The sequence below is a fragment of the Sphingopyxis sp. 550A genome (assembly GCF_053569535.1).
Genome location: NZ_CM131615.1, coordinates 4,326,070 through 4,344,452 on the forward strand (window position 1 = coordinate 4,326,070; position 18,383 = coordinate 4,344,452).

The 18,383-nt window shown below is 63.6% G+C and carries 15 protein-coding genes; 7 read left to right on the forward strand and 8 right to left on the reverse strand.

Going from position 1 to position 18,383, the window contains the following annotated elements; translation table 11 throughout:
- Positions 1–20 precede the first annotated feature (20 nt).
- The 3 genes from ACVENA_RS21005 (at position 21) to ACVENA_RS21015 (ending at position 8,681) form a co-directional block, all read left to right on the forward strand.
- Positions 21–6,194 carry an autotransporter domain-containing protein gene (locus ACVENA_RS21005; protein WP_449326920.1) on the forward strand — a complete coding sequence of 2,058 codons (6,174 nt, stop codon included), beginning with the start codon at positions 21–23 and terminating at the stop codon, positions 6,192–6,194.
- 76 nt (positions 6,195–6,270) lie between these two features.
- The gene (locus ACVENA_RS21010) at positions 6,271–7,800 is read left to right on the forward strand and encodes a class I SAM-dependent methyltransferase (protein ID WP_449326921.1); all 1,530 of its coding nucleotides are present in this window, start codon (positions 6,271–6,273) and stop codon (positions 7,798–7,800) included.
- A gap of 257 nt (positions 7,801–8,057) precedes the next feature.
- A complete protein-coding gene (locus ACVENA_RS21015; protein ID WP_449326922.1) occupies positions 8,058–8,681 on the forward strand; it encodes a hypothetical protein in 624 nt (207 codons plus the stop codon).
- A gap of 48 nt (positions 8,682–8,729) precedes the next feature.
- Here the strand turns inward: ACVENA_RS21015 and ACVENA_RS21020 are convergent, their stop codons facing one another.
- The gene (locus tag ACVENA_RS21020) at positions 8,730–9,476 is read right to left on the reverse strand and encodes a DUF6118 family protein (protein WP_449326923.1); all 747 of its coding nucleotides are present in this window, start codon (positions 9,474–9,476) and stop codon (positions 8,730–8,732) included.
- A 17-nt stretch (positions 9,477–9,493) separates the two neighbouring features.
- Positions 9,494–12,514: a Ti-type conjugative transfer relaxase TraA gene (gene traA, locus ACVENA_RS21025; RefSeq protein ID WP_449326924.1), complete on the reverse strand. Its 3,021-nt coding sequence runs from the start codon at positions 12,512–12,514 to the stop codon at positions 9,494–9,496.
- A 173-nt stretch (positions 12,515–12,687) separates the two neighbouring features.
- Between traA and traD the strand changes: the two genes are divergently transcribed.
- Complete coding sequence (gene traD / locus ACVENA_RS21030; protein WP_449326925.1) at positions 12,688–12,993, forward strand: conjugal transfer protein TraD; 306 nt, start codon at positions 12,688–12,690, stop codon at positions 12,991–12,993.
- Between the two features lie 37 nt (positions 12,994–13,030).
- The gene (locus ACVENA_RS21035) at positions 13,031–13,252 is read left to right on the forward strand and encodes a conjugal transfer protein TraD (RefSeq protein WP_449326926.1); all 222 of its coding nucleotides are present in this window, start codon (positions 13,031–13,033) and stop codon (positions 13,250–13,252) included.
- A 6-nt stretch (positions 13,253–13,258) separates the two neighbouring features.
- On the opposite strand, the gene ACVENA_RS21040 is transcribed toward ACVENA_RS21035, so the two are convergent.
- The 3 genes from ACVENA_RS21040 to ACVENA_RS21050 all read right to left on the reverse strand — a co-directional run bounded on the left by ACVENA_RS21040 (position 13,259) and on the right by ACVENA_RS21050 (position 15,356).
- Positions 13,259–14,098, reverse strand: coding sequence for an NYN domain-containing protein (locus ACVENA_RS21040; protein ID WP_449326927.1), 840 nt, complete (start codon positions 14,096–14,098; stop codon positions 13,259–13,261).
- Positions 14,099–14,173: 75 nt separating this feature from the next.
- On the reverse strand, positions 14,174–14,761 hold the full coding sequence (locus ACVENA_RS21045) for a hypothetical protein (RefSeq protein WP_449326928.1): 588 nt from the start codon (positions 14,759–14,761) through the stop codon (positions 14,174–14,176).
- A 10-nt stretch (positions 14,762–14,771) separates the two neighbouring features.
- Complete coding sequence (locus tag ACVENA_RS21050; protein ID WP_449326929.1) at positions 14,772–15,356, reverse strand: hypothetical protein; 585 nt, start codon at positions 15,354–15,356, stop codon at positions 14,772–14,774.
- Positions 15,357–15,513: 157 nt separating this feature from the next.
- Between ACVENA_RS21050 and ACVENA_RS21055 the strand changes: the two genes are divergently transcribed.
- Positions 15,514–15,759 carry a hypothetical protein gene (locus tag ACVENA_RS21055; protein ID WP_449326930.1) on the forward strand — a complete coding sequence of 82 codons (246 nt, stop codon included), beginning with the start codon at positions 15,514–15,516 and terminating at the stop codon, positions 15,757–15,759.
- 28 nt (positions 15,760–15,787) lie between these two features.
- On the opposite strand, the gene ACVENA_RS21060 is transcribed toward ACVENA_RS21055, so the two are convergent.
- Both ACVENA_RS21060 and ACVENA_RS21065 read right to left on the reverse strand, forming a co-directional pair.
- Positions 15,788–16,069, reverse strand: coding sequence for a type II toxin-antitoxin system YafQ family toxin (locus ACVENA_RS21060; RefSeq protein ID WP_449326931.1), 282 nt, complete (start codon positions 16,067–16,069; stop codon positions 15,788–15,790).
- Positions 16,056–16,319, reverse strand: coding sequence for a type II toxin-antitoxin system RelB/DinJ family antitoxin (locus tag ACVENA_RS21065; RefSeq protein ID WP_449326932.1), 264 nt, complete (start codon positions 16,317–16,319; stop codon positions 16,056–16,058). The genes ACVENA_RS21060 and ACVENA_RS21065 overlap by 14 nt, the downstream gene beginning before the upstream one ends.
- A 525-nt stretch (positions 16,320–16,844) precedes the next feature.
- Here ACVENA_RS21065 and ACVENA_RS21070 point away from each other — a divergent pair.
- Positions 16,845–17,048 (forward strand): helix-turn-helix transcriptional regulator, encoded by a 204-nt coding sequence (locus ACVENA_RS21070; protein WP_105998980.1) that lies wholly within the window; start codon positions 16,845–16,847, stop codon positions 17,046–17,048.
- Between the two features lie 12 nt (positions 17,049–17,060).
- Here the strand turns inward: ACVENA_RS21070 and ACVENA_RS21075 are convergent, their stop codons facing one another.
- Positions 17,061–18,293, reverse strand: coding sequence for a tyrosine-type recombinase/integrase (locus ACVENA_RS21075; RefSeq protein ID WP_449326933.1), 1,233 nt, complete (start codon positions 18,291–18,293; stop codon positions 17,061–17,063).
- Positions 18,294–18,383 lie beyond the last annotated feature (90 nt).

Sequence of the window (18,383 nt, forward strand, 5' to 3'; positions counted from 1 at the left end):
TTTCAAGCAGAGGATTAAACATGACGACGAACTCCACTTCTCATTTGCGCCGCTTCGCCAAGGGGGCGCTGCTTGTCTCCGCGGCCTTCCCGCTTTCGGCGCTCCTCGCGGACAGCGCGAACGCCGAGCAGACGGTGGAGGTGAGCGCGGCGGAAACCGCTGCGAGCGTTCAGGCGAAGATCGATACCGCCAAGGCGACGCCCGATCGCGACATCACGATCACCGTGACGTCGAAAGGCGAAGTGACGGGCCCCGGAACGATCGGACTTACCCCCGCCGCAGGGCAGGGCGATGGCTCGATCGTCTTCGGCAACGCCGGCAGCATTGGCGCGGTCGACAAGACCGGCGCCGTGACCGATGCGGTCGGCGTTGCTCTCGGCGGCTCCTCCGCCAAGGCCGACAACAAGCTGACCGCCACCAACAGCGGCGTGATCACCGGCGGCTTCTCCGCAAATGGTTTCGGCAGCACCGTGTCGCTCGACAATAAAGGCACGATCCACAATGGCGTCACCATCCAGGGACCCGGCGATCTGTCGCTGACCTCCTCGGGTGCCGTCCGTTCGGGCGACGTCTTCCTCCAGTCGCTGGGAACCATCACCTCGACCAAGGCGGGTGATACGACAACCGACGTCTACAAGAGCGGCGATGTCGCGGGTGTCATCGGCGACGTCGCGAGCGCTGACGGCAAGAGCAAGGGCGACGCCCTGTTCATCGCGCAGGTCGGCGATGTCGATGTGAAAGCCAAGGGCACTGCGAGCGATGTTGTCGGCTATACCGTCGGCTCGACCGTCACCGTCGTCAACACCGCCTCGGCGCCGGTCGCCGACAAGTCGGTCGTGACCAGCGAGAACAAGGTCACCTATGAGGCCGGCACGGTCAAGATCGACACGGCCGCTACGAGCAAACTCGATTCCGTCACCGGCGTCGCCAATGGCACCGTCGATATCGCGGTCGCGGGAAGCGTTGAAGGCGACGTGACCGCCAATCCGGTGTTTAACACCAATTCGGCGAACAAGACCGTCCAGACGCGCGACAGCAAGAATGCCGTCGATCTCGAGCGGATCGACACCTACAGCAACGGGGCCATCGCGGGCGACTCGACGATCACGATCGCCGCGACGGGTGCCGTCGGTGGAGCGGCCAATGCCCAGGCGACGCGCGATGCGTCGATCGCCAACGCTGGCGAAGTCAAGGGCGCGCTGAATGCAATCGCCGGGACGGGCTCTGCGACGAACGCCGGCAGCACGACGACGACGCGGAACGCGACCGGCGATCTGCTCTCGATCGTGACCGCGAATTCGTCGGCGAGCGCGGTCGGCAAGGCGGCGATCGACGTCGCCGAAGAAGCTTCCGTGGGCGGCGGCGTGTCGGCCACGGCGACCAGTGATGCATCGGTGATCAATGCCGGTGCGGTCGAAGGCGCCGTGACCGCTCGCGCTGGCAACGGTTCGCAGTCGACCTTCGATCAGACGCAGACCTTCGACGGCAAGGGCGTCCAGCTCGGCTACACGACAAAGTCGACAAACGCTCCTTCCGCGGGCAATGCGTCGGTTGTGATCGCCGAAACCGGCTCGACGGGTGGAACCGTGCTTGCCGTCGCGACGAACGATGCCTCTGCCGATAATAGCGGTTCGGTCGGCGGCAATCTGAACGCGACTGCCGGAAACGGCACCGCGAGCGTGACCGAGCAGGCGCTCGTCTTCGACAGCACCGGCGCGCTCGTCCTCAGCGACGTCTATGAGGAAAGCAATACGCGCTCGAAGGGCAATGCCACCGTCGTCAACGCGGCGCGAGGCGAAGTCGACGGATCGGTCAACGCCAATGCGACCGGCGACGTCTCGATCACCAATGCCGGCACGATCGGCGGCGGCGTGAACGGCGCCTCGTCGGGGAATGACACGACCCTTATCCGCACGATTCTGACGCCTGCGGCGGTTGTCGATGGGGCCGCCGGGACGACCACCACCAAATATAATTACGCCGAGGAATCGACGAACACCGCTTCGACAGGCAAAGTCGATTTCACCAATGCGGCAGGCGGGATCGTCGGCTTTAATGGCATCGGCAACGTCAACCTGACGGCGGGCGGCGACATCACGATCCTCAACCAGGGTGAAGTTCGCGGCTCGACCTATGCGGCAAGCAGCGGCGGCGCGTCGTCGAACGGCAATACCTATGCCTCGACGTCGGTGCTCGACGGCAAGGGCGGAAGCAGCTTCACCGAAGAACGGACCGACAGCGGTTCGTACACGGCGACGGGCGGCAGCGTCACCGGCACCTATGCCGGCGCGAACGGCACGAAGAATTTCTTCCCCGCCGCCATCGGTAACGTCACGCAGGTGGCTGATCTCGCGAGCACCGTAAATGCGACCGGCGCCATCTTCGGCAACGTCAGCTCGACCGCTGGCAATTCGGGGGTCGCAAGCTCGTCCTACGAGAGCAGCAGCACCGAGACGACTATTCTCGATGCCGATGGCTCGGGTACCTATACCGGTGAATATGCCGCCAAGTCTGAAACGACGGCGGTGGCCGGCGGCGACAGCAAGGTCACCATCGCAGGGCAGGTCGCGCGCAGCAACGCAGGCGGCAGCGCCAGCGTCAACTCGCAGGGCACCAATTCCTCGACGGTGGTCGTCAGCGGCTCGGTCGCCGACGATGTGACCAGCAACGCCTCGGGCGCGACAGCGCAGACCTCGGAAGAGTCGGGCAATATCGCCCAGACTATCACCAAGGGCAGCTACGTTACCGACGAGCTCAATATCAAGAGCAGCGGCACGTCGATCGTCACCGACGGCGTGGGCGCGGCGTCGATCACCGGCAAGGCGACCGCCAGCCAGGATACGGTCGGCGGTTCGGTCACGGTCTATGGCGTGAAGTCGGCCTCGGCCGATGTCGCGAGCAAGGCGATCGTCGGCGGGAATCTCACGGTCAGCGCCAACAATGGCACCGACAGCGAGACTTCGGCCGAGCGCTCCTATGTCCGCGATGCGGCGACTGGCGTCGCGACCGCTTCGGAAACCTCGAGCTCGACCTATGGGGCGGCCGCCGCGCAGGGCAATGCCACTGCGACGATCGCCGGCACCGTCGAAGGCGGGACCTATGTCAACGCAGGCCGCGGCGATGCGACCGTCACGCTGACCGGCGTCTCGGAAGACTATGTGAGCGCGATTGCTGGAAGCAGCGTCACGACGTCCGAGGCGACCCGCGAATGGACCGGCAAGACCAAATCCTCGTCGGATGATTTCGGGACGCTCGTGAGCAGCCTCACCGACCGCACCTTCGAGGAAAGCGTCACCACCGAAACAGCGGCGGTCGGCGGCAAGGCGACCGTGCTGGTCGACTCCGCCCAGGCGCTGAAGGACAAGGCGGTCGCAGCGACCGACGATGTCTATGCCGCCGGCGTCAGCGGCGCTTCGGTCACCGTGACCAAGGGCTCGATCGTCACCAGCGACGTCGACGCCGAAAGCTATGCCTTCAATACGGTCGGCACCAGCACGACGAGCGATGACGGCAAGGGCACGGTGAACCTCACGAGCTCGACCACGACGACGATTGTCGGCGGTCCGGCTTCGATCACCAACGCCGGCCTGATCGGCGACGATGCGCGCGCGGTCAGCGCGACGTCGGCGACGGTCAGCAATACGGGTCAGATCGGCGACCTGGCCAGCGCCAGCGCCATCGTCATCGGTTCGAACACGACGAGCGAAACGACCAACTTCGGCAAAGCCTCGCTGCAGACGATCACCGAAACCATCACGCCGGTGGTGGCGCTCGGCAAAGCGAGCGTGACGAACGCGGCGGGAGCGACCATCGGCGGCGACATCCTCGTCGAAGCCGGCGAAGGCACCGTCACGAACAATGGTACTGTCGGCGGGACGACCGTTCTCGGCCGCAACATCGACACGGCGTCGGTCACCGAGGTCCGCACGGATACCTCGACCGACACGAGCTTCACCCCGGCGGATGCGCTGCTCACGCAGACCTACACGGTCGACCAGAACGGTGTCTCGGGCGGCTTTGCGGTCATCGGCGGTCTCGACAATGACCCGACCGGCGAAGGCGCCACGCTGACCAGCGATGTGAAGGCGACGATCAACCTCAATTCGGGGTCGGCGACGCTCGGCAGCATCACTGGCGAGCGCGACGCTGACGGCAATCGGACGACCAATACCACGGTCAACCTGGTCGGCTCGGGCTTCCTTGGCGCCGATGCCATCCTCTATCCGAACCAGAGCTGGCCGGTCGGTGCCGACAAGCCCAACCCGCTGCTCTCGCTCGGCAAGGACGCGCAGAGCCTCTTCGGCGGCTCTAACTATCAGGTTCGCGTGGTCGGCGTCGAAACGCTGAACAAGGAAGGCGCAGGAACGTTCGTCATCAACGGCGCGGCTTATGACCCGGGTCTCCCGGGCGATGAGCCGGCCTACACGCTCGATGTCGGCAACTTCAACATCAACGCAGGCGAGATCCAGCTGACCACCAGCCAGTCGGACGGCGCCGAATTCGGGGTTCGCGGCAACATCAACAACGCCGCGACGCTCGTCGTCGGCCGCCGCATCACTCCGGGCCAGAACCTGTTCGGCAACAGCCTGGTCGGCCAGACCGAACTGATAGACGGGATCACCATCCGTCAGGTCGGCGACTTCAACCAGAGCGCCGCGGGTACGACCGTCGTGGGCATCACGCCGACGCTGGTTCGCGTCTACCGCAGCGAGGTCTCGGATGGCTCGACCCTTCCCGAACCGCTCGGTCCGGTGGCAGGCGGCGTCTATGTCGGCTATTTCACCACGCCGCAGGCGCTGGGCTACGAAGCCGACAATTCGCGGGTCGACATCACGGGTAACCTGAACCTCGCCGGCAAGGTCGCGGTGAACGTCTATCGTGACAGCCTCTACGCCAATGGCGATGGCTACACGCTGTTCACCTACACCGGTACGGGGGCGGTCTCGGCCGCCGCGGCGCCGACGCTGACCTCGCCCTATGTCGGTTTCAGCCTCGTGCACGACACGGCGACGAAGGAAGTCCGCCTCGAGGTGAAGCGCAGCAGCTATGCGAGCGGGGCGACCAACCCCAACGCCGTGGCGGCTGCGGCTGGCCTGGACTCGGCGCTGACCTCGGCGATCGGGCGCATCCGGAGCGATGCAGCAGGCGGGACGGGCTTCGCGTCGGTGACCGAACTCGGCTACGCTCAGGACATCGCCAATGTCGCGACCGCACTCGACTTCCGCCTGTCGTCGGATCAAGCCGCCGAGCTCTTCAACGAGCTGTCGTCGGGCGAGATCTACGGCTCGCTCGCCGCGGTCGACCAGAACGGCGTCTTCGGGCAAACGCTCGACATGCTGACGAACCGCCGCTCGTTCGGGGGCGATTTCGCGACGCAGCTCTGGCTTAACCCGGTCGGCAACTGGGCGAAATATGGTGACGGCGACGCCTATGGCGCATCGGACATCCGCGCGAACAGCTACGGCATCGCCGGCGGTCTCGACTTCGCCTACGCGCCGAACGGGGCGTTCGGCTTCGGCGGCGCCTATGCCGAGCATGACATCGCCGCGCGCGGTACGCCGGAGGCGGTCGACGGCCGCACCTGGACCGTGGGCGCTTATGTCACGCAGGGCTTCGGACCGATCTATGCCAATGCGAAGCTCGCTTTCGGCTGGACCAACTATGACGCGACGCGCACGATGAGCCTCCTCGCTCGGACGGCGGAAGCATCGATCAATGCGAAGCAGCTCGATGCCAGCCTCGAGGTTGGCTACGACTATCGCGCCGGCAGCGTGACGGTCACGCCTTATGGCAAGCTGGTCCTCCGCCGCACCTCGCTCGAGGGCTTCACCGAAACGGGTGCAGGCGCGTTCAGCCTCGATGTCGATGGCCGGAAGAAGACGGTCTTCTCGCCGGTTCTCGGCGTGAAGCTCGGCACCGAAACCGAGCTTTCGGACAGCGTGACCCTGCGCCCCTTCGCGAAGGCGTCCTACACCTTCCAGGGCAACCTGCCTAACGATGTGACGGTGGGCTATGTTGGCGGCGGCGACAAGTTTGTCCTCCGCGGTGCCGAGCCCGACAGCTACGGCATGGTCGAGGCCGGGTTCGAAGCGAAGGTGGCCGATAGGCTCAACCTCTTCTTCACCGGCAGCCAGACCTTTGGCGGCGACAATAAGGTGACGGGCGTGCGCGGCGGCGTGAGCTTCCAGTTCTGATCTGAAGAGCAGTCCACTGGGGAACCCCCGTGGGGGGCGTGCCTCGCGCACGTCCCCCTTTTTTTGGAGAGATGACATGTGGAATGCGGGCTATGTCTCGGAGGTCGACTATATCTACGGCTATTTCTCCGAGCTCGCGCCAGTTCGGCTCAAGTTCGCTCTTCTCTCTCGCGGCATCTCGCACGATGTCGGGGATCGGCCGAACTATCTCGAACTCGGCTTCGGCCAGGGCTTGTCGCTGAACATCAACGCAGCGACCTCGTCGGGCTCATTTTATGGGACCGACTTCAATCCGTCGCAGGCGGCCTATGCAAGCCAGGTCGCGCGCGCGAGCGGCAAATCGCTCAGCATCTTCGACGATAACTTCGAGGAATTTGCTCGCCGCGATCTGCCGCAGTTCGACATCATCGCGCTGCACGGCATCTGGTCGTGGGTCAGCGGCGAGGCGCGCGACGCCATCGTCGAGATCGCCCGGGCCAAATTGAAGCCCGGCGGCATTCTCTACATCAGCTATAATTGCAAACCGGGCTGGGCGCCGATCGAGCCGCTGCGCCATCTGCTCAATCTCCACGCCGCGAAAGCCGCGACAGGAGGTTTGCTCGCGCGCGTCGAGGAATCGCTCCACTTCGTTCGGCGCATCGTTGAGACGAATGCCGGCTATTTCGCGCAATATCCGGCGATCGGGAATATGGTCGAGGCGATCGGGAAACTCGATCGCAACTATGTCAGCCATGAATATTTCAACCGCCACTGGCTGCCCGAATCCTTCTCCGAGGTTTCGGAGCGCCTCGCTGAAGCCAAACTCGATTTCGCTGCGTCGGCGAGCCTGATCGACAATATGCCGGGGCTTGGCGTGCCCGCGCATTGCCATGATCTTCTTGCCGGTATCACGGACCCGGCGCTCTACGAAACGACGCGCGACTATCTCGTCAACCGCCAGTTCCGGCGCGACATTTTCGTCAAGGGCAAGCGCCAGATGACCACGGCCGAAATCGCCGACGGAATCGAGGAATATAGCTTCTTGGCGCTGAATGATGCGAAAGAGCTTTCGCTTTCGCTCGCAACCGCCGCCGGGTCGGCAAGCTTGCGCGAAGAAATCTACAAGCCCGTGTGGAAGGCGCTCATGGCGAAAAAGGGAGCCATCACGCCGTTCGGGGCTCTCGCCGCCGCGGTCCAGAGCGAGGGGATCACACGAACCCAGCTCGCCGAAGTGCTGTTCGTCCTGACGGGCCGCGGAGATATCGCGCCCGCCGCGCAATCCGCGACACCCGACGAGGATCTCGCGGCGTCGGTCGCACTCAACCAAGAGCTCTGCCGGCGATCAAAATATGGCGCCGGCGCCAATAACCTCGCTGCGCCCCGTATCGGCGCCGCCGTCACAGTCTCGCGCGTGCAGCAACTCATCCTCCTCGCGCTCTCGGATAGTGTCAAAGACGTCGAGGCGACGGTCTGGGGCTGGCTCTCATCGCAGGGCGAACGCCTCGTCAGCGACGGCAAGCCGCTCGAGACCCCTGAAGAGAATATCGAGGAAATCCGGAAGCTCAGAAAGGATGTCTCGGCGCGGCTCGTGCCGCTGCTTCGGCGTTTGGGGGCAGTGCCCGAATAGGCGACAAAAGAGCGATCTTCATATCGCCCGTGGCTGTCGGCCAATTCCGCATGGGTTAAGCGAAAAGCTTATTCATTGAAGATGAAAGTTATTTTAGGGTGGAAAGATGCGCAGAATGACGACAAGGTAAATTGGATAACGCGGAAGGACGAGGCTCCTATCTCGCGACGGGGCGCAATCACATGGGTCGAGTTTTGGGCCAGGTTCCTTGTTTCGACAAGGGGCCTGTCTTGGTTATTCGACGTAGGGGATTGTTCATGTCGCACTCTATAGGCATGCGGAGGCGTTTAAATTTCTTCGACGAGGTTTGTGCTTCGACCGACCAACAGGCGCGCCCGGCACTCCGACATCCGCGCGGTCATTTCTACCGACTGACGTTTCTGGGCGCGTTTCAGTTGATCGCGCCTGACGGGAATCGTATTGAGATCGGCAGCAAGAAGGCGATCGCGCTGCTTGCACTCCTTGCCACCGCGCCGACTGGCGAACGCTGGAGATCCTGGATTCAGGAGAGATTATGGGGCTCGCTCGAAATACCGCGAGCACAAGCTGGACTCCGGCGCGAATTGCACCGTCTCCGCAAGCTGACGAGCCCTTACGGCGTTTCGCTGCTGCACTCTGATTTTCGGACTGTTAGCCTCAATCTTGTCGCTGCAGAGGCGGATGTTCGTCGCAATATCGCTGCGAACGCTGCGGAGTTTCTTGAAGGGCTTGACCTCTCGGGTGAAGATAATTTTGAGGACTGGTTAAGGGAAATGCGTTGCAACCTCGCCGACTACCCCAAGACAGTCGATGAAAATAGCATGCTAAAGGATGCAGAATATGAGGATAACCGGTTGCTGATGGTGATGAAAGAGTTGCCAGCAAAGCGCAATTTTACATGATGAGGGATTTTGCTTCCCAGCCTATCTCCGAGTGGCTTGATCGGGTCGCTAGCGCCCTATCCTGATCGTGCATCGCACCGGCTCCTTGGCTTTCTCCGCCGCCCTCTCGCACGCGGCGATGGTGTCGCGGTTCGCCTGCCGCATGTCGGCGGCGTCCACGATGGCCTGCCAGCCTTCCGGGTTCCCGGCCTGCATGAGACGTATGCCCGCATCCCATAGCGTCGGTTCGCCCATCGTGCGCCGCGCGACCCGTTCGGGCCAGTGCCAGCTTTGCGGGCCGATGCTTGCCGCCCATCCCGGATAGAACAGCCATAGGAGGGATATGGCGAGGACCGCGATGCCGATGGCATAGAGCATGTGCCAACGCTGATCCTCCTTGGCCCGGAGCGTTCCGACCGCCTTGTTTATCGCGGCGTTGCTCTGCCGGTTAAGCTCCCGCATTTCCTTGAGGGCGATCCGGTCGGACTCGCGCGCGCCTTCTGCCGCTGCCATGATCCGCTCGGCCATGCTCTCCGGGGTCGTCCGTAACGCTTCGGATTGCGAAAGAGCCTTCATGTGCTTGGCGAACTCGGCCATGTTGGCGTTGATCTTGCCAAGCGTCGGGTTGTAGTCGGGAACCTCGATGCTCTGCTTTTCGATGGCGATATGCTCAAGGGCGCGGGCGATCACCGCCAAGCGCCCGTCAAACCGCGCGTCCATCGCCTCCACGCGCGCCGCCAGGCGCGCGAACGCCTCCGCCGCCGTGCCGGTCGGCGGGGCGGGTTCCGGCCCGTTCAACAGGGATTGTTCGTCCATTGTCACTTCTCCTTGGTCTAGCGTTCCATGCCGCGGCTGATGTCGCGGCCATGATCGAAGGGGATGGAGGCGGCGAGATCACGGCCGATGCTGCGGCCCATGTCCGCGCCAATCTCAAGGCCAAGCTCGCGGCTGCGCAGCCCCAGCACTGATTCAAGCTGGGCGTCGCGTTCAAGGCTTTTCGCCATGTCGGCCATGTGCTGCGCGGTGGTCTTCGCGCCCCGGAAATCGCCGTCGCGCACCAACTCCTGATGCTGCTGCCGCAACTGCTGCCAGCCTTCAACGAACCTGTCGGCGCGCTGGAAGGGGTCGATGCGGATTTCCGCTTCCGCCCGCATCGCGCGCACGGCTTCATGGCCGCGCCCCTGCGCTGCCTCGCGGATCAACTCCGGGCCGCCCCGGAACGCGCTGTTGAGGTCCGTGGTCCCTTCGGGCCGGATCGCGTCCAAGGCTCGCCCCGCCCGGTCCAGCGCCTCGCGCTGGTGGGGCATGGGGTCGATGCCCTGCGCGCGGGTCTGCCGGATCGCGTCCAGCGCCTTGGCATAACGCTCGACCGCGCCGCGCAAGCCTCCGGCGCGGATCGGCTGCGGGTCATGCTCGCGCCGCTGCTGGCGGGCGGAGTCTGGCTGTGACACGAAACGGCCAAGGTCGAGGCCGTCGAACATGCCGCGCCGTGGTTCTGGCGCGGACGCTGCCCCGCGATCCTGACCGGGAAGCGAGTGGCGCAGCCCGTCGAAGATCCCGCGCGCCTTCTCGGCCCCCGCGCGGGCAATCTCCATGACATGCTCGCCAAAGCCGATGCCACGCCGCTCCGCGAACTGCTGCGCCGGGTCGCGGGCAGATTCGACGCGCGCATAGTCGCTCGCCATGTCCTTGGTGCGTTCGCGGGACAGGACGCCGACAAGGCGGGACTCGTCCTTGAAGTCGTCGCGCCCATAGTGAAGCGCCATGCCGTCCTTGTGGCGCGTCATCCCGACATAAGCGCCGTGCCGATCCATTCCCGGCGTGGCGAGCATATGGGAGCGGTCCACGCTCATGCCCTGCGCCTTGTGGATCGTGGCCGCATAGCCATGATCGACATGGGCATAGTCCTTCATGTCAAACGATACGGAGCGCCCGTCATCGGTGCGGACGGTCATGCCCTGCTGGTTGACCTGCTCGACGGTCCCCAGCGTGCCGTTCTTCACCTCTAGCCCGCGCTTGTTGCGAAGGAACATGATACGGTCGCCGGTCGCAAAGGCGCGGTTGCCGCGCTCGACCTTCACGCGCACATCATCGCCAAGCTCGCCCGCCGCCCGCATCCGGTCGCGCGCCGCCTCGTTGAGTTCGCGCACCTCGTCATTGGTATGGGTGAGGATGATCCGGGTTTGATCGGGCGCGGTGATGCGCTCGCGATCCCACCGCTCGACCAGTTCGCCGCGCGCCTGCTCGCGCGTCTCGGCCGCATGGACCATGCCATGATCGGCATAGGCACGGATCGCCTCGCCGGTCCTGCCGGTCGCAAGGTGGCGGGTGGCGTCCTGCTGCCAGTCGATATGCTGGCGGCGCACCTCTATAATCTCCACCCCGCCATGCCGTTCGTTGATCGCGCGGAACGCCGCGCCCGCCTCGATGGCCTGCAACTGCTGCGGGTCGCCCACCAGCACGACCTTGGCCCCGGCATCGGCGGCATGGGACAGCACGCGCTCCATCTGACGCGTGCCGACCATGCCGGCTTCGTCTATCACCAGCACGTCGCGAGCGGTGAGCAGGTCGCGGCCCTGCGACCAGCCATGCTCCATGCTGGCAATGGTGCGCGAGGCGATGCCCGATCCGTTCTCCAATCCCTCCGCCGCGATGCCCGACAAGGCCGCGCCGCGCACGTCATACCCGGCGCGCTCCCATGCCTCCCGCGCAACGCCCAGCATCGCGCTCTTGCCCGTCCCGGCATAGCCGACGACGACGCTCAAGCCGCGTTCGCCGGTCACATGCTCGAACGCCCCGCGCTGCTCGCCCGTCAACGCCTGCCCGCGTCCCTCCGCGCTTGCCAGTGCGGCGGCGCGGTCCTTCTCGTCCACGCGGTGCCACTCGCGCTCGGCCATCAACTCGCTGGCACGCTGCAACCGTTGCTCCGTGTCGATCATGTCGCGGCTGGTGAACCTGTCATCGCCGCGCCCGTCTTTGCCAAGCGCCACCAAATCGGGCGAGGCACGAACGGCGCTCATCGCCCGGTCATATTGCTCTTTCCCGTCGCTGTGCCGGTGGACGAAGATCGCAAGGTCGCGGCGGGTGAATGTCGCCTGATGATGGGTGATCGCGTCCAGCGCGATACGCGGCTCCGCGATGATGCGTTCACCGTTGCGCTGCGCGATGGCGCGGTGATCTTCGATCCGTTCGGACTCGAGCCCGCGCTCGCCCATGCGTGACGCGGCCGGGCCGATCTTGTCCTGCGGCTCAAGGTCGATGCCCTGCGCCTCAAGACTGCGATGGTCGATCCGCGCGTCTATGTCGAGTTCGGCAAGCCGGGTGTTGACGTGATCCGCCCACCGCTCGCGCCATTGCTCGACAAGCTCGGTCCTGTTCCAGTCGCGTTCCTTCGCGCCGAAACCCTGCTCGTTCACCTCGCGCATGGTGAGCATGACATGGGTATGGGGCTTGGGCTGGCCGTCCGCGCCAATGTCCCAATGCACATTCAGGTCGGCAACCATGCCGCGTTCGACAAACTCGGCCTGTGCAAAATCGCGGGCAAGCTCGACACCCTGCGCTTTCGTCAGCTCGCGCGGAATCGAAAACTCGACCTCGCGGACAAGCTGCGCGTCCTTGCGCTTCTCGGTCGCCTCGACCTCGTTCCAGAGCGTTTCCCGATCCGTGAAGCGTTCGGGCGCACCTTCGGGCAGCATGATCTCGCTATGCTCGACGCCCGACTTGGCGCGGAAATCATGATCGCGGTCCAAGCGCTCGTCGTGCAGTCGCTCGCCCGCCCGATAGGCGGCGGCTGCAACGGCGCTGCGCCCGCTGGCGCGGCCAATGACTTGCACGGAGAAATGGTAGATCGCCATAGCGACATACCATCTACTGCCTTAAGCGCACGTCGGCACGACGTATAAGCGCGCCCTCCTCGAATAAAATCCGAGCAGGGACTAGGCGGTATCATCACGTCCCGGCGACTCTGCTGCGTAACCGCCTGCCTTCTTCTATCATGCCCGCATCATCACACAATGGAGACTTTGCGATGCGAAAACCACGCGACTATGATTCGGAACTGAAAGCGCTCGCCGACAAGGCCAAGGCTATCAAGGAACGCCGTGTGCGCCAGCTTGGCGAACTCGTCGCGGCAACCGGGGCCGATGCGCTCGACGCCGATCTACTGGCCGGGGCGTTGCTAGATGCCGTTGCCAGCAAGGATGCCGCGACAAGGGAGGGCTGGCGCAAGGCGGGTGCGGCCTTCTTTCGCGGCAAGGAACGCAAGCCTGCGCCGCGATCTGGCGGGCAGCCGGAGGGCGCTCTCCCGCTCCAAGGCGGCGCGGCATCGCATTGAAGCAAGCAAGGCGCGAACCGACACGCGGGAATGGGTGATGAAACGGCGCGAGAGAACGCGGCATTTGATCGAACTCGGCGGCCTCGTCGTCAAGGCAGGGCTGGTCGATCTGACCGATGATGATCGCGCCACCCTCTACGGTGCGCTCCTTACGGTCGCGGGGAGACTGCAAGGCGAGGATCGCGACAACGCGCTCGCCCTGTGGCAGCGCAAAGGCAAGCGCGCGTTCGAGGCGGAACAAGAGGCAAGGAACAACTGACCCCGCCTATCGGCTCGGTTGTGGCGTTCGGTCCTTGTTGCGTCTGTCGGCAACATAGCTTTGCCCGCTTTCGGTTTTCACAATCTCGAACAAGCCGGTCGCCGCAAAGAGCGCGGGGAAATTCTTGACGCCGTAATTGCGCGGGTCAATTGGGGCTTGTCGCTTGGCCGCGCTTCCCGCCGCCGACATCGCCGCCCATCCATCCTCGTGCACGGCGGCGTCAACCGCGCCCCGCAATATCGTCACAAGCGTCGTGTCCTGCGACAAGGGTTTGCTCGCCGGTTTATCGCTTGCCTTGTCGGCGGGTGTTGCCTTCGCCTTGGTTGCCGGTTTGCCTGTGGACTTTGGCTTTGCGGCCGGTTCGGAAATGGCAGCGGGTTGCGTCGGTTCATCAAGCGTATCAAGATAGAGAAAGGTCGTGCAGGCATTGACGAAGGGAGTGGGCGTCTTGCGTTCCCCAAAGCCGTAAACCTCATGGCCGTTGGCTTTCAACTGCATCACCAGCGGCGTGAAATCCGCATCGCTCGATGCAAGGCAAAAGGCATCCGGCTTCTGCGTGTAGAGCAATTCCATTGCGTCGATCACCAGCGCAATGTCGGTCGCATTTTTCCCTATCGAATAGTTGAATTGCTGAATCGGCCGGATTGCAAAATCGTGCAGCTTGTCCTTCCATCCCTTGAGGCCCGCGCCCGCCCAATCCCCATAAGCACGGCGAATATTGGCCGCACCGTATTTGGAAAGCTCCGCCAATATCGCAGCGATCTTGCTATGCGAAACATTGTCCGCGTCGATCAACAACGCAATCCTGCGATCCGGGCCGTTCCGCACGCGGTCGTCTATTTCCATTGGCCGTTTGCCTCCAATCGCCACGTTACTGCGGTCATCATTGCGCGGAAGCGAGGTAAACGCCATCGACAATAGCTAGACGACTGCCGGTTTCTGCAACGGTGCAGGCTTTGCGTCCGTGCAATCGCGCGGCTTCCATTCCTGCCGCGCCCATGCCTCGTTTGATCTGCTGAAAGGTGCGCTCGATCCGTGGCAGTAATTGATGCCAATCCCATTCCTCATATCGATGGCGCATAGACCTGCATCCCCTGCCAGCAGGCGCACGGCATCAAACGGCCTGAACCAGCCGCGCAAGGCGCGTGACCGCTTTCCCGTCAAGGAATCCGTCGCCATTATTATTTCGCGAAAGTGGGGCCGCGCGGCATGATATATCCGGTGTATTGCCGGGCCGGGCTTTATGTCGAAGTAGTGATATTCGGCGGGTGCGTTCGGGTCGCATATCTCGCCCCTAAGACGGGGCGGCTTGCTTTGCTGCGGCGGAGGCTCGTCCAATAGATCGACCGTCAAAGCGTCTGGCTCTTTCGGCCGTTCCGTTTGATCTTCCGATTGTTGCGAAATCGAGCAACCGGGAATCGAGAGCGGCACCAACAGCGCAATGTGCACCAGCGCCGAAAGCAGCAAGGGACCGGCCCCCTTCTGCCTGCCGCGCCGATCATCCGTCATCGCTATGTCGTCAACTGCGCCGTCCGCGCGGTCGGGGATGGCCGGTCACGTCCCGCACGCGGTCCAGCAGGGCGCGGAGCAGCGCGCAGACTTGCGGAGCGGTCAGTCCGCCGTCATCGGGTTCCGGCTCGCCAAACAGGCGGACTTGGTTCCATCGCCAATAGGGGGTGAGGACAGCAGCGAGCCGCGCCATGTCGGGGCAGTCATGCCCCAATCCCGTCGCATTGGCGTAGGCGAGCGACTTGGCGACACGCAGGCCGATATGACGGGCGCACCACTGATCGGCAAAGCCCATGTCCAGCAAGTGAGAGGACAGGGCGAGTTGGGCGGTTATCCCGGCCCTATACAGATAGCCGCGCCAGTCCGCCCGCTCATGCTCGGCGGGAAAGAATCCCTCCGCGACATGATAGCGGCGGCGGCTCAAGGCCCGCCCTTCTTTCGTTCGGATGATCGCGGCCGGATCGTCGCCATAATCCGCATGGAGCGACGCCAGCGCCTCGCCCCAGGGCGAGGCGATCACCGGAACCATGACCGGCGCGGCGGTCAACGCTCTCAAGAGCGCACGGCGCGACGTGGTAGGGACGACACGGCCCATATGCACCTCCGTTCCGCATCCTTGGCGGCTGGACGGAAGCGACGGGGCGGATGCGGCACGGTCCCGGCACTCCCGCGATTCGCGATGCCGGAGTGCTGACGGGCCAGAGGGGGCCGGACCATTGCAGCAATATACGCCATCGTTTATCACATAAACGATGGCGTATATTCAAATAAACGGTGGCGTCAACGTGTTTGGCTTGGAGTTGGCAGACGTGGCCGATAGCGACAGCATGATGGGACGCCCGCCGCTTGGAATGAAGCCGACAACGATCAGGCTATCAGCCGATACGATCCGCCGTATCGAGGCGCTGGTTGGCAACCGGCGTTTGGCCCTGTTCATTCGCGAGGCGGTGGAGAACGAATTGCAGCGTCGCGAGAAGCCGGAGCCGCCCAAGGACTAGCGTTGCCAGTGGGGCGTTGGACGCCGCGTCACCACCCCAATTCGGCGTGTGATCCCAAGCGCACAAGCTGCAAGGTGTCATTGTCGGGCTTGCGGTAGATCAGCACGAGGTCGGGCTTAATGTGGCAATCTCGATGGTCGCGCCAATCGCCGGTTAGCGCATGGTCGCGGTGGCGCGGCTCAAGCGGTTCGTCGCTCGTCAGCGCCTCGACGACTGGAATCAGGGCAGCGTCCAGCGTCTTGGCGTTCTGCCCCTTCTTCTCCCGCTTGTAGTCGCGCTTGAATTGCCCGGTGCGCTCAATCGTCCGCATCGAGGTCGGCCATCAGGTCCGCCACCGTGCCGAAACGCTTGCCCTTGCCCTCGCGGGCTTCCTTCATCGCCGCAATCGTCGTTTCGTTCGGGGTCAGCGGCTCGAACGGCAAAGCCTTCTCGCGCGCAACGCGGGTGAGCATCAGGCGCACGGCATCCGAGACGGTCAGCCCCATCGCCGCCAGCACGGTCGCGGCTTCCTCCTTCACGGCCCCGTCGATTCGGGTCTGGACAAGTGCGTTCGCTGCCATGTCGATTTCCTTTCTGCATGACAATGTAATGCAAGAAGTTGCTGCGCGCAATGCTGGCGACTGCCGAAAGCTACTATGTTGGCGCATCTACGGCTAAGATGGCTGCGAGCGGCACCATAGTGCCTCCCCCTCTTGCGCGACGGGGCAAAGCGATACAGCATGGAAATGTGGCGGACGGACTGGGCGTTTTGAAAGGTCCGCCATGTCGTGCGAATCGGAAACGGGACGGGTTCATCCGACCCCTTCTCCTTGTCGGAAACCGGGCAATGTCGTGGCTTATTTGTCACGGTCGGTAAAGAAACGTGCAAGAGTAGATCGCAACCTAATACCCTACGCCGTAGTCCGCTGCCGTGCGCCGCAGTATTCCAAAGTGCGCCGCCGTTCGCCGCAGCAACCCCCATTTATACCGCCGTAAGCATCATCTTCACCACATAGCGACCGTGACGCCCTTGCGGGCAGCGTCAAGGTCGCCAATTCTATTCGCAGGGGAGCTTTGTCAACCGCTACCAACCGAAAGTTACCTCAATGTCCAACCCTGAAAGGATCATCCGTCTCAAGACCGTGCTGACCCGCACCGGGCTTTCCCGTTCCACTCTCTATCGCAAGATCGCGGAAGGCAGCTTTCCCCGGCAAATCTCAATCAGCGTCCACGGCACCGGCTGGCATGAGTCTGCCGTGGACCGCTGGATCGCCAACCCCGCCGCCTACCGCGAGGATCGTGCCGAGTGACGCAAGGCCGGGTTATTCCCCGGCCTTCGCCTTCTGGAAATCGCCCTTGATGACCTTCGCCCCGTCGCGGAGGAAATCAAGGTGATCGGACCAGTGCTGCATCATGCGGACGCGCTCATCCCAATACTCGCCCCGCGTGTAGGCACGGCGCACAGCGTTGTTGTCGCAATGGGCAAGCTGGCGTTCGATTGCGTCGGGATGCCATAGCCCCATCTCGTTCAACAGCGTTGCCGCCATCGCCCGGAAGCCGTGGCCGGTCATTTCATCCTGCGCGAAGCCCATGCGCCGCAAGGCGGCGTTGATGGTGTTTTCCGACATGGGCCGATCCACCGATCGCAGCGACGGAAATAGGTAGCTGCTGTAGTCCGCGTCATGCTCGATGGTTTCTAAGATCGCCAGCGCCTGCCGGGAAAGCGGGATGCTGTGGACGCGCCGCATCTTGGTCTTATGCGGTGGGATCGTCCAAAGCGCCTTGTCGAAATCGAAATCGGTCCATTCCGCATAGCGAAGCTCGCCGGGACGGACAAACACATGCGGAAGCAACTGCAACGCCGCCTTGGTGTTCGCAAAGCCGTCGAACGTCTCGATGGCTCGTAGCAAGCCGCCCGCTGCATTGGCGTTGGTGATCGCCGCGCGGTGGACGGGTTGCGGCGCTATCAGTGCGCCGCGTAGATCGGCGGCAACGTCGCGCTCGGCGCGGGCCGTGGCAATGGCGTAGCGGAATATCTGGCTGCATGTGCTGCGAAGGCGCTTGGCTGTCTCGTAGCGGCCTTTACCCTCCATCTTGCGGAGCATGATAAGAAGCTCCTGCGCGGTGATGGAGGCGACAGGCCCCTTGCCGATGGACTCGTTGATGAAGTCCAGCAGCCAGCGCAGTTTTTTCATGGTGACGGCGGAACGGCCTTCGCGCTCGACCTTCACAAGCCATTCGTCGGCAACGGCCTTGAAGCTGTTGGACGCTGCCACGGCCGCCGCGATCTTTTCCAGCTTGATCTGCTCTGCCGGATCGTTCCCTTTCGCCAGAACCTTGCGCGCCGCGTCACGCTGCTCGCGGGCGTCGGCAAGGCCGGTGTCGGGATACACTCCGAACGCCAGCGTCTTTTGCTTGCCGTGGTGGCGGTAGTTCATGCGCCAGTAGCGCCCGCCATTGGGGGTAACATAGAGAAACAACCCGTCGCCATCGGTGAGTTTATAGGGTTTTTTCCGGCCCTTGGCGTTTTTGATCGAAACAGCGGTAAGCGCCATGATGGTATCTCCGACAAGGGGAGGACCGCGCTACCATCAGATATACCATCAAAACGCTGGTATCCGGTGGCACTCGGCCGCTCCGTATGG

Excerpts from the sequence above, each read along its gene's own strand:
- ACVENA_RS21005 (WP_449326920.1), top strand. The coding sequence starts at position 21 with ATGACGACGAACTCCACTTCTCATTTGCGCCGCTTCGCCAAGGGGGCG.
- ACVENA_RS21075 (WP_449326933.1), bottom strand. The coding sequence starts at position 18,293 with ATGGCGCTTACCGCTGTTTCGATCAAAAACGCCAAGGGCCGGAAAAAA.
- ACVENA_RS21060 (WP_449326931.1), bottom strand. The coding sequence starts at position 16,069 with ATGCGGACGATTGAGCGCACCGGGCAATTCAAGCGCGACTACAAGCGG.
- ACVENA_RS21020 (WP_449326923.1), bottom strand. The coding sequence starts at position 9,476 with ATGGACGAACAATCCCTGTTGAACGGGCCGGAACCCGCCCCGCCGACC.
- ACVENA_RS21065 (WP_449326932.1), bottom strand. The coding sequence starts at position 16,319 with ATGGCAGCGAACGCACTTGTCCAGACCCGAATCGACGGGGCCGTGAAG.
- ACVENA_RS21055 (WP_449326930.1), top strand. The coding sequence starts at position 15,514 with ATGGCGTATATTCAAATAAACGGTGGCGTCAACGTGTTTGGCTTGGAG.
- ACVENA_RS21050 (WP_449326929.1), bottom strand. The coding sequence starts at position 15,356 with ATGGGCCGTGTCGTCCCTACCACGTCGCGCCGTGCGCTCTTGAGAGCG.
- ACVENA_RS21035 (WP_449326926.1), top strand. The coding sequence starts at position 13,031 with ATGAAACGGCGCGAGAGAACGCGGCATTTGATCGAACTCGGCGGCCTC.
- ACVENA_RS21010 (WP_449326921.1), top strand. The coding sequence starts at position 6,271 with ATGTGGAATGCGGGCTATGTCTCGGAGGTCGACTATATCTACGGCTAT.
- ACVENA_RS21045 (WP_449326928.1), bottom strand. The coding sequence starts at position 14,761 with ATGACGGATGATCGGCGCGGCAGGCAGAAGGGGGCCGGTCCCTTGCTG.
- ACVENA_RS21040 (WP_449326927.1), bottom strand. The coding sequence starts at position 14,098 with ATGGAAATAGACGACCGCGTGCGGAACGGCCCGGATCGCAGGATTGCG.
- traA (WP_449326924.1), bottom strand. The coding sequence starts at position 12,514 with ATGGCGATCTACCATTTCTCCGTGCAAGTCATTGGCCGCGCCAGCGGG.
- ACVENA_RS21070 (WP_105998980.1), top strand. The coding sequence starts at position 16,845 with ATGTCCAACCCTGAAAGGATCATCCGTCTCAAGACCGTGCTGACCCGC.
- ACVENA_RS21015 (WP_449326922.1), top strand. The coding sequence starts at position 8,058 with ATGTCGCACTCTATAGGCATGCGGAGGCGTTTAAATTTCTTCGACGAG.
- traD (WP_449326925.1), top strand. The coding sequence starts at position 12,688 with ATGCGAAAACCACGCGACTATGATTCGGAACTGAAAGCGCTCGCCGAC.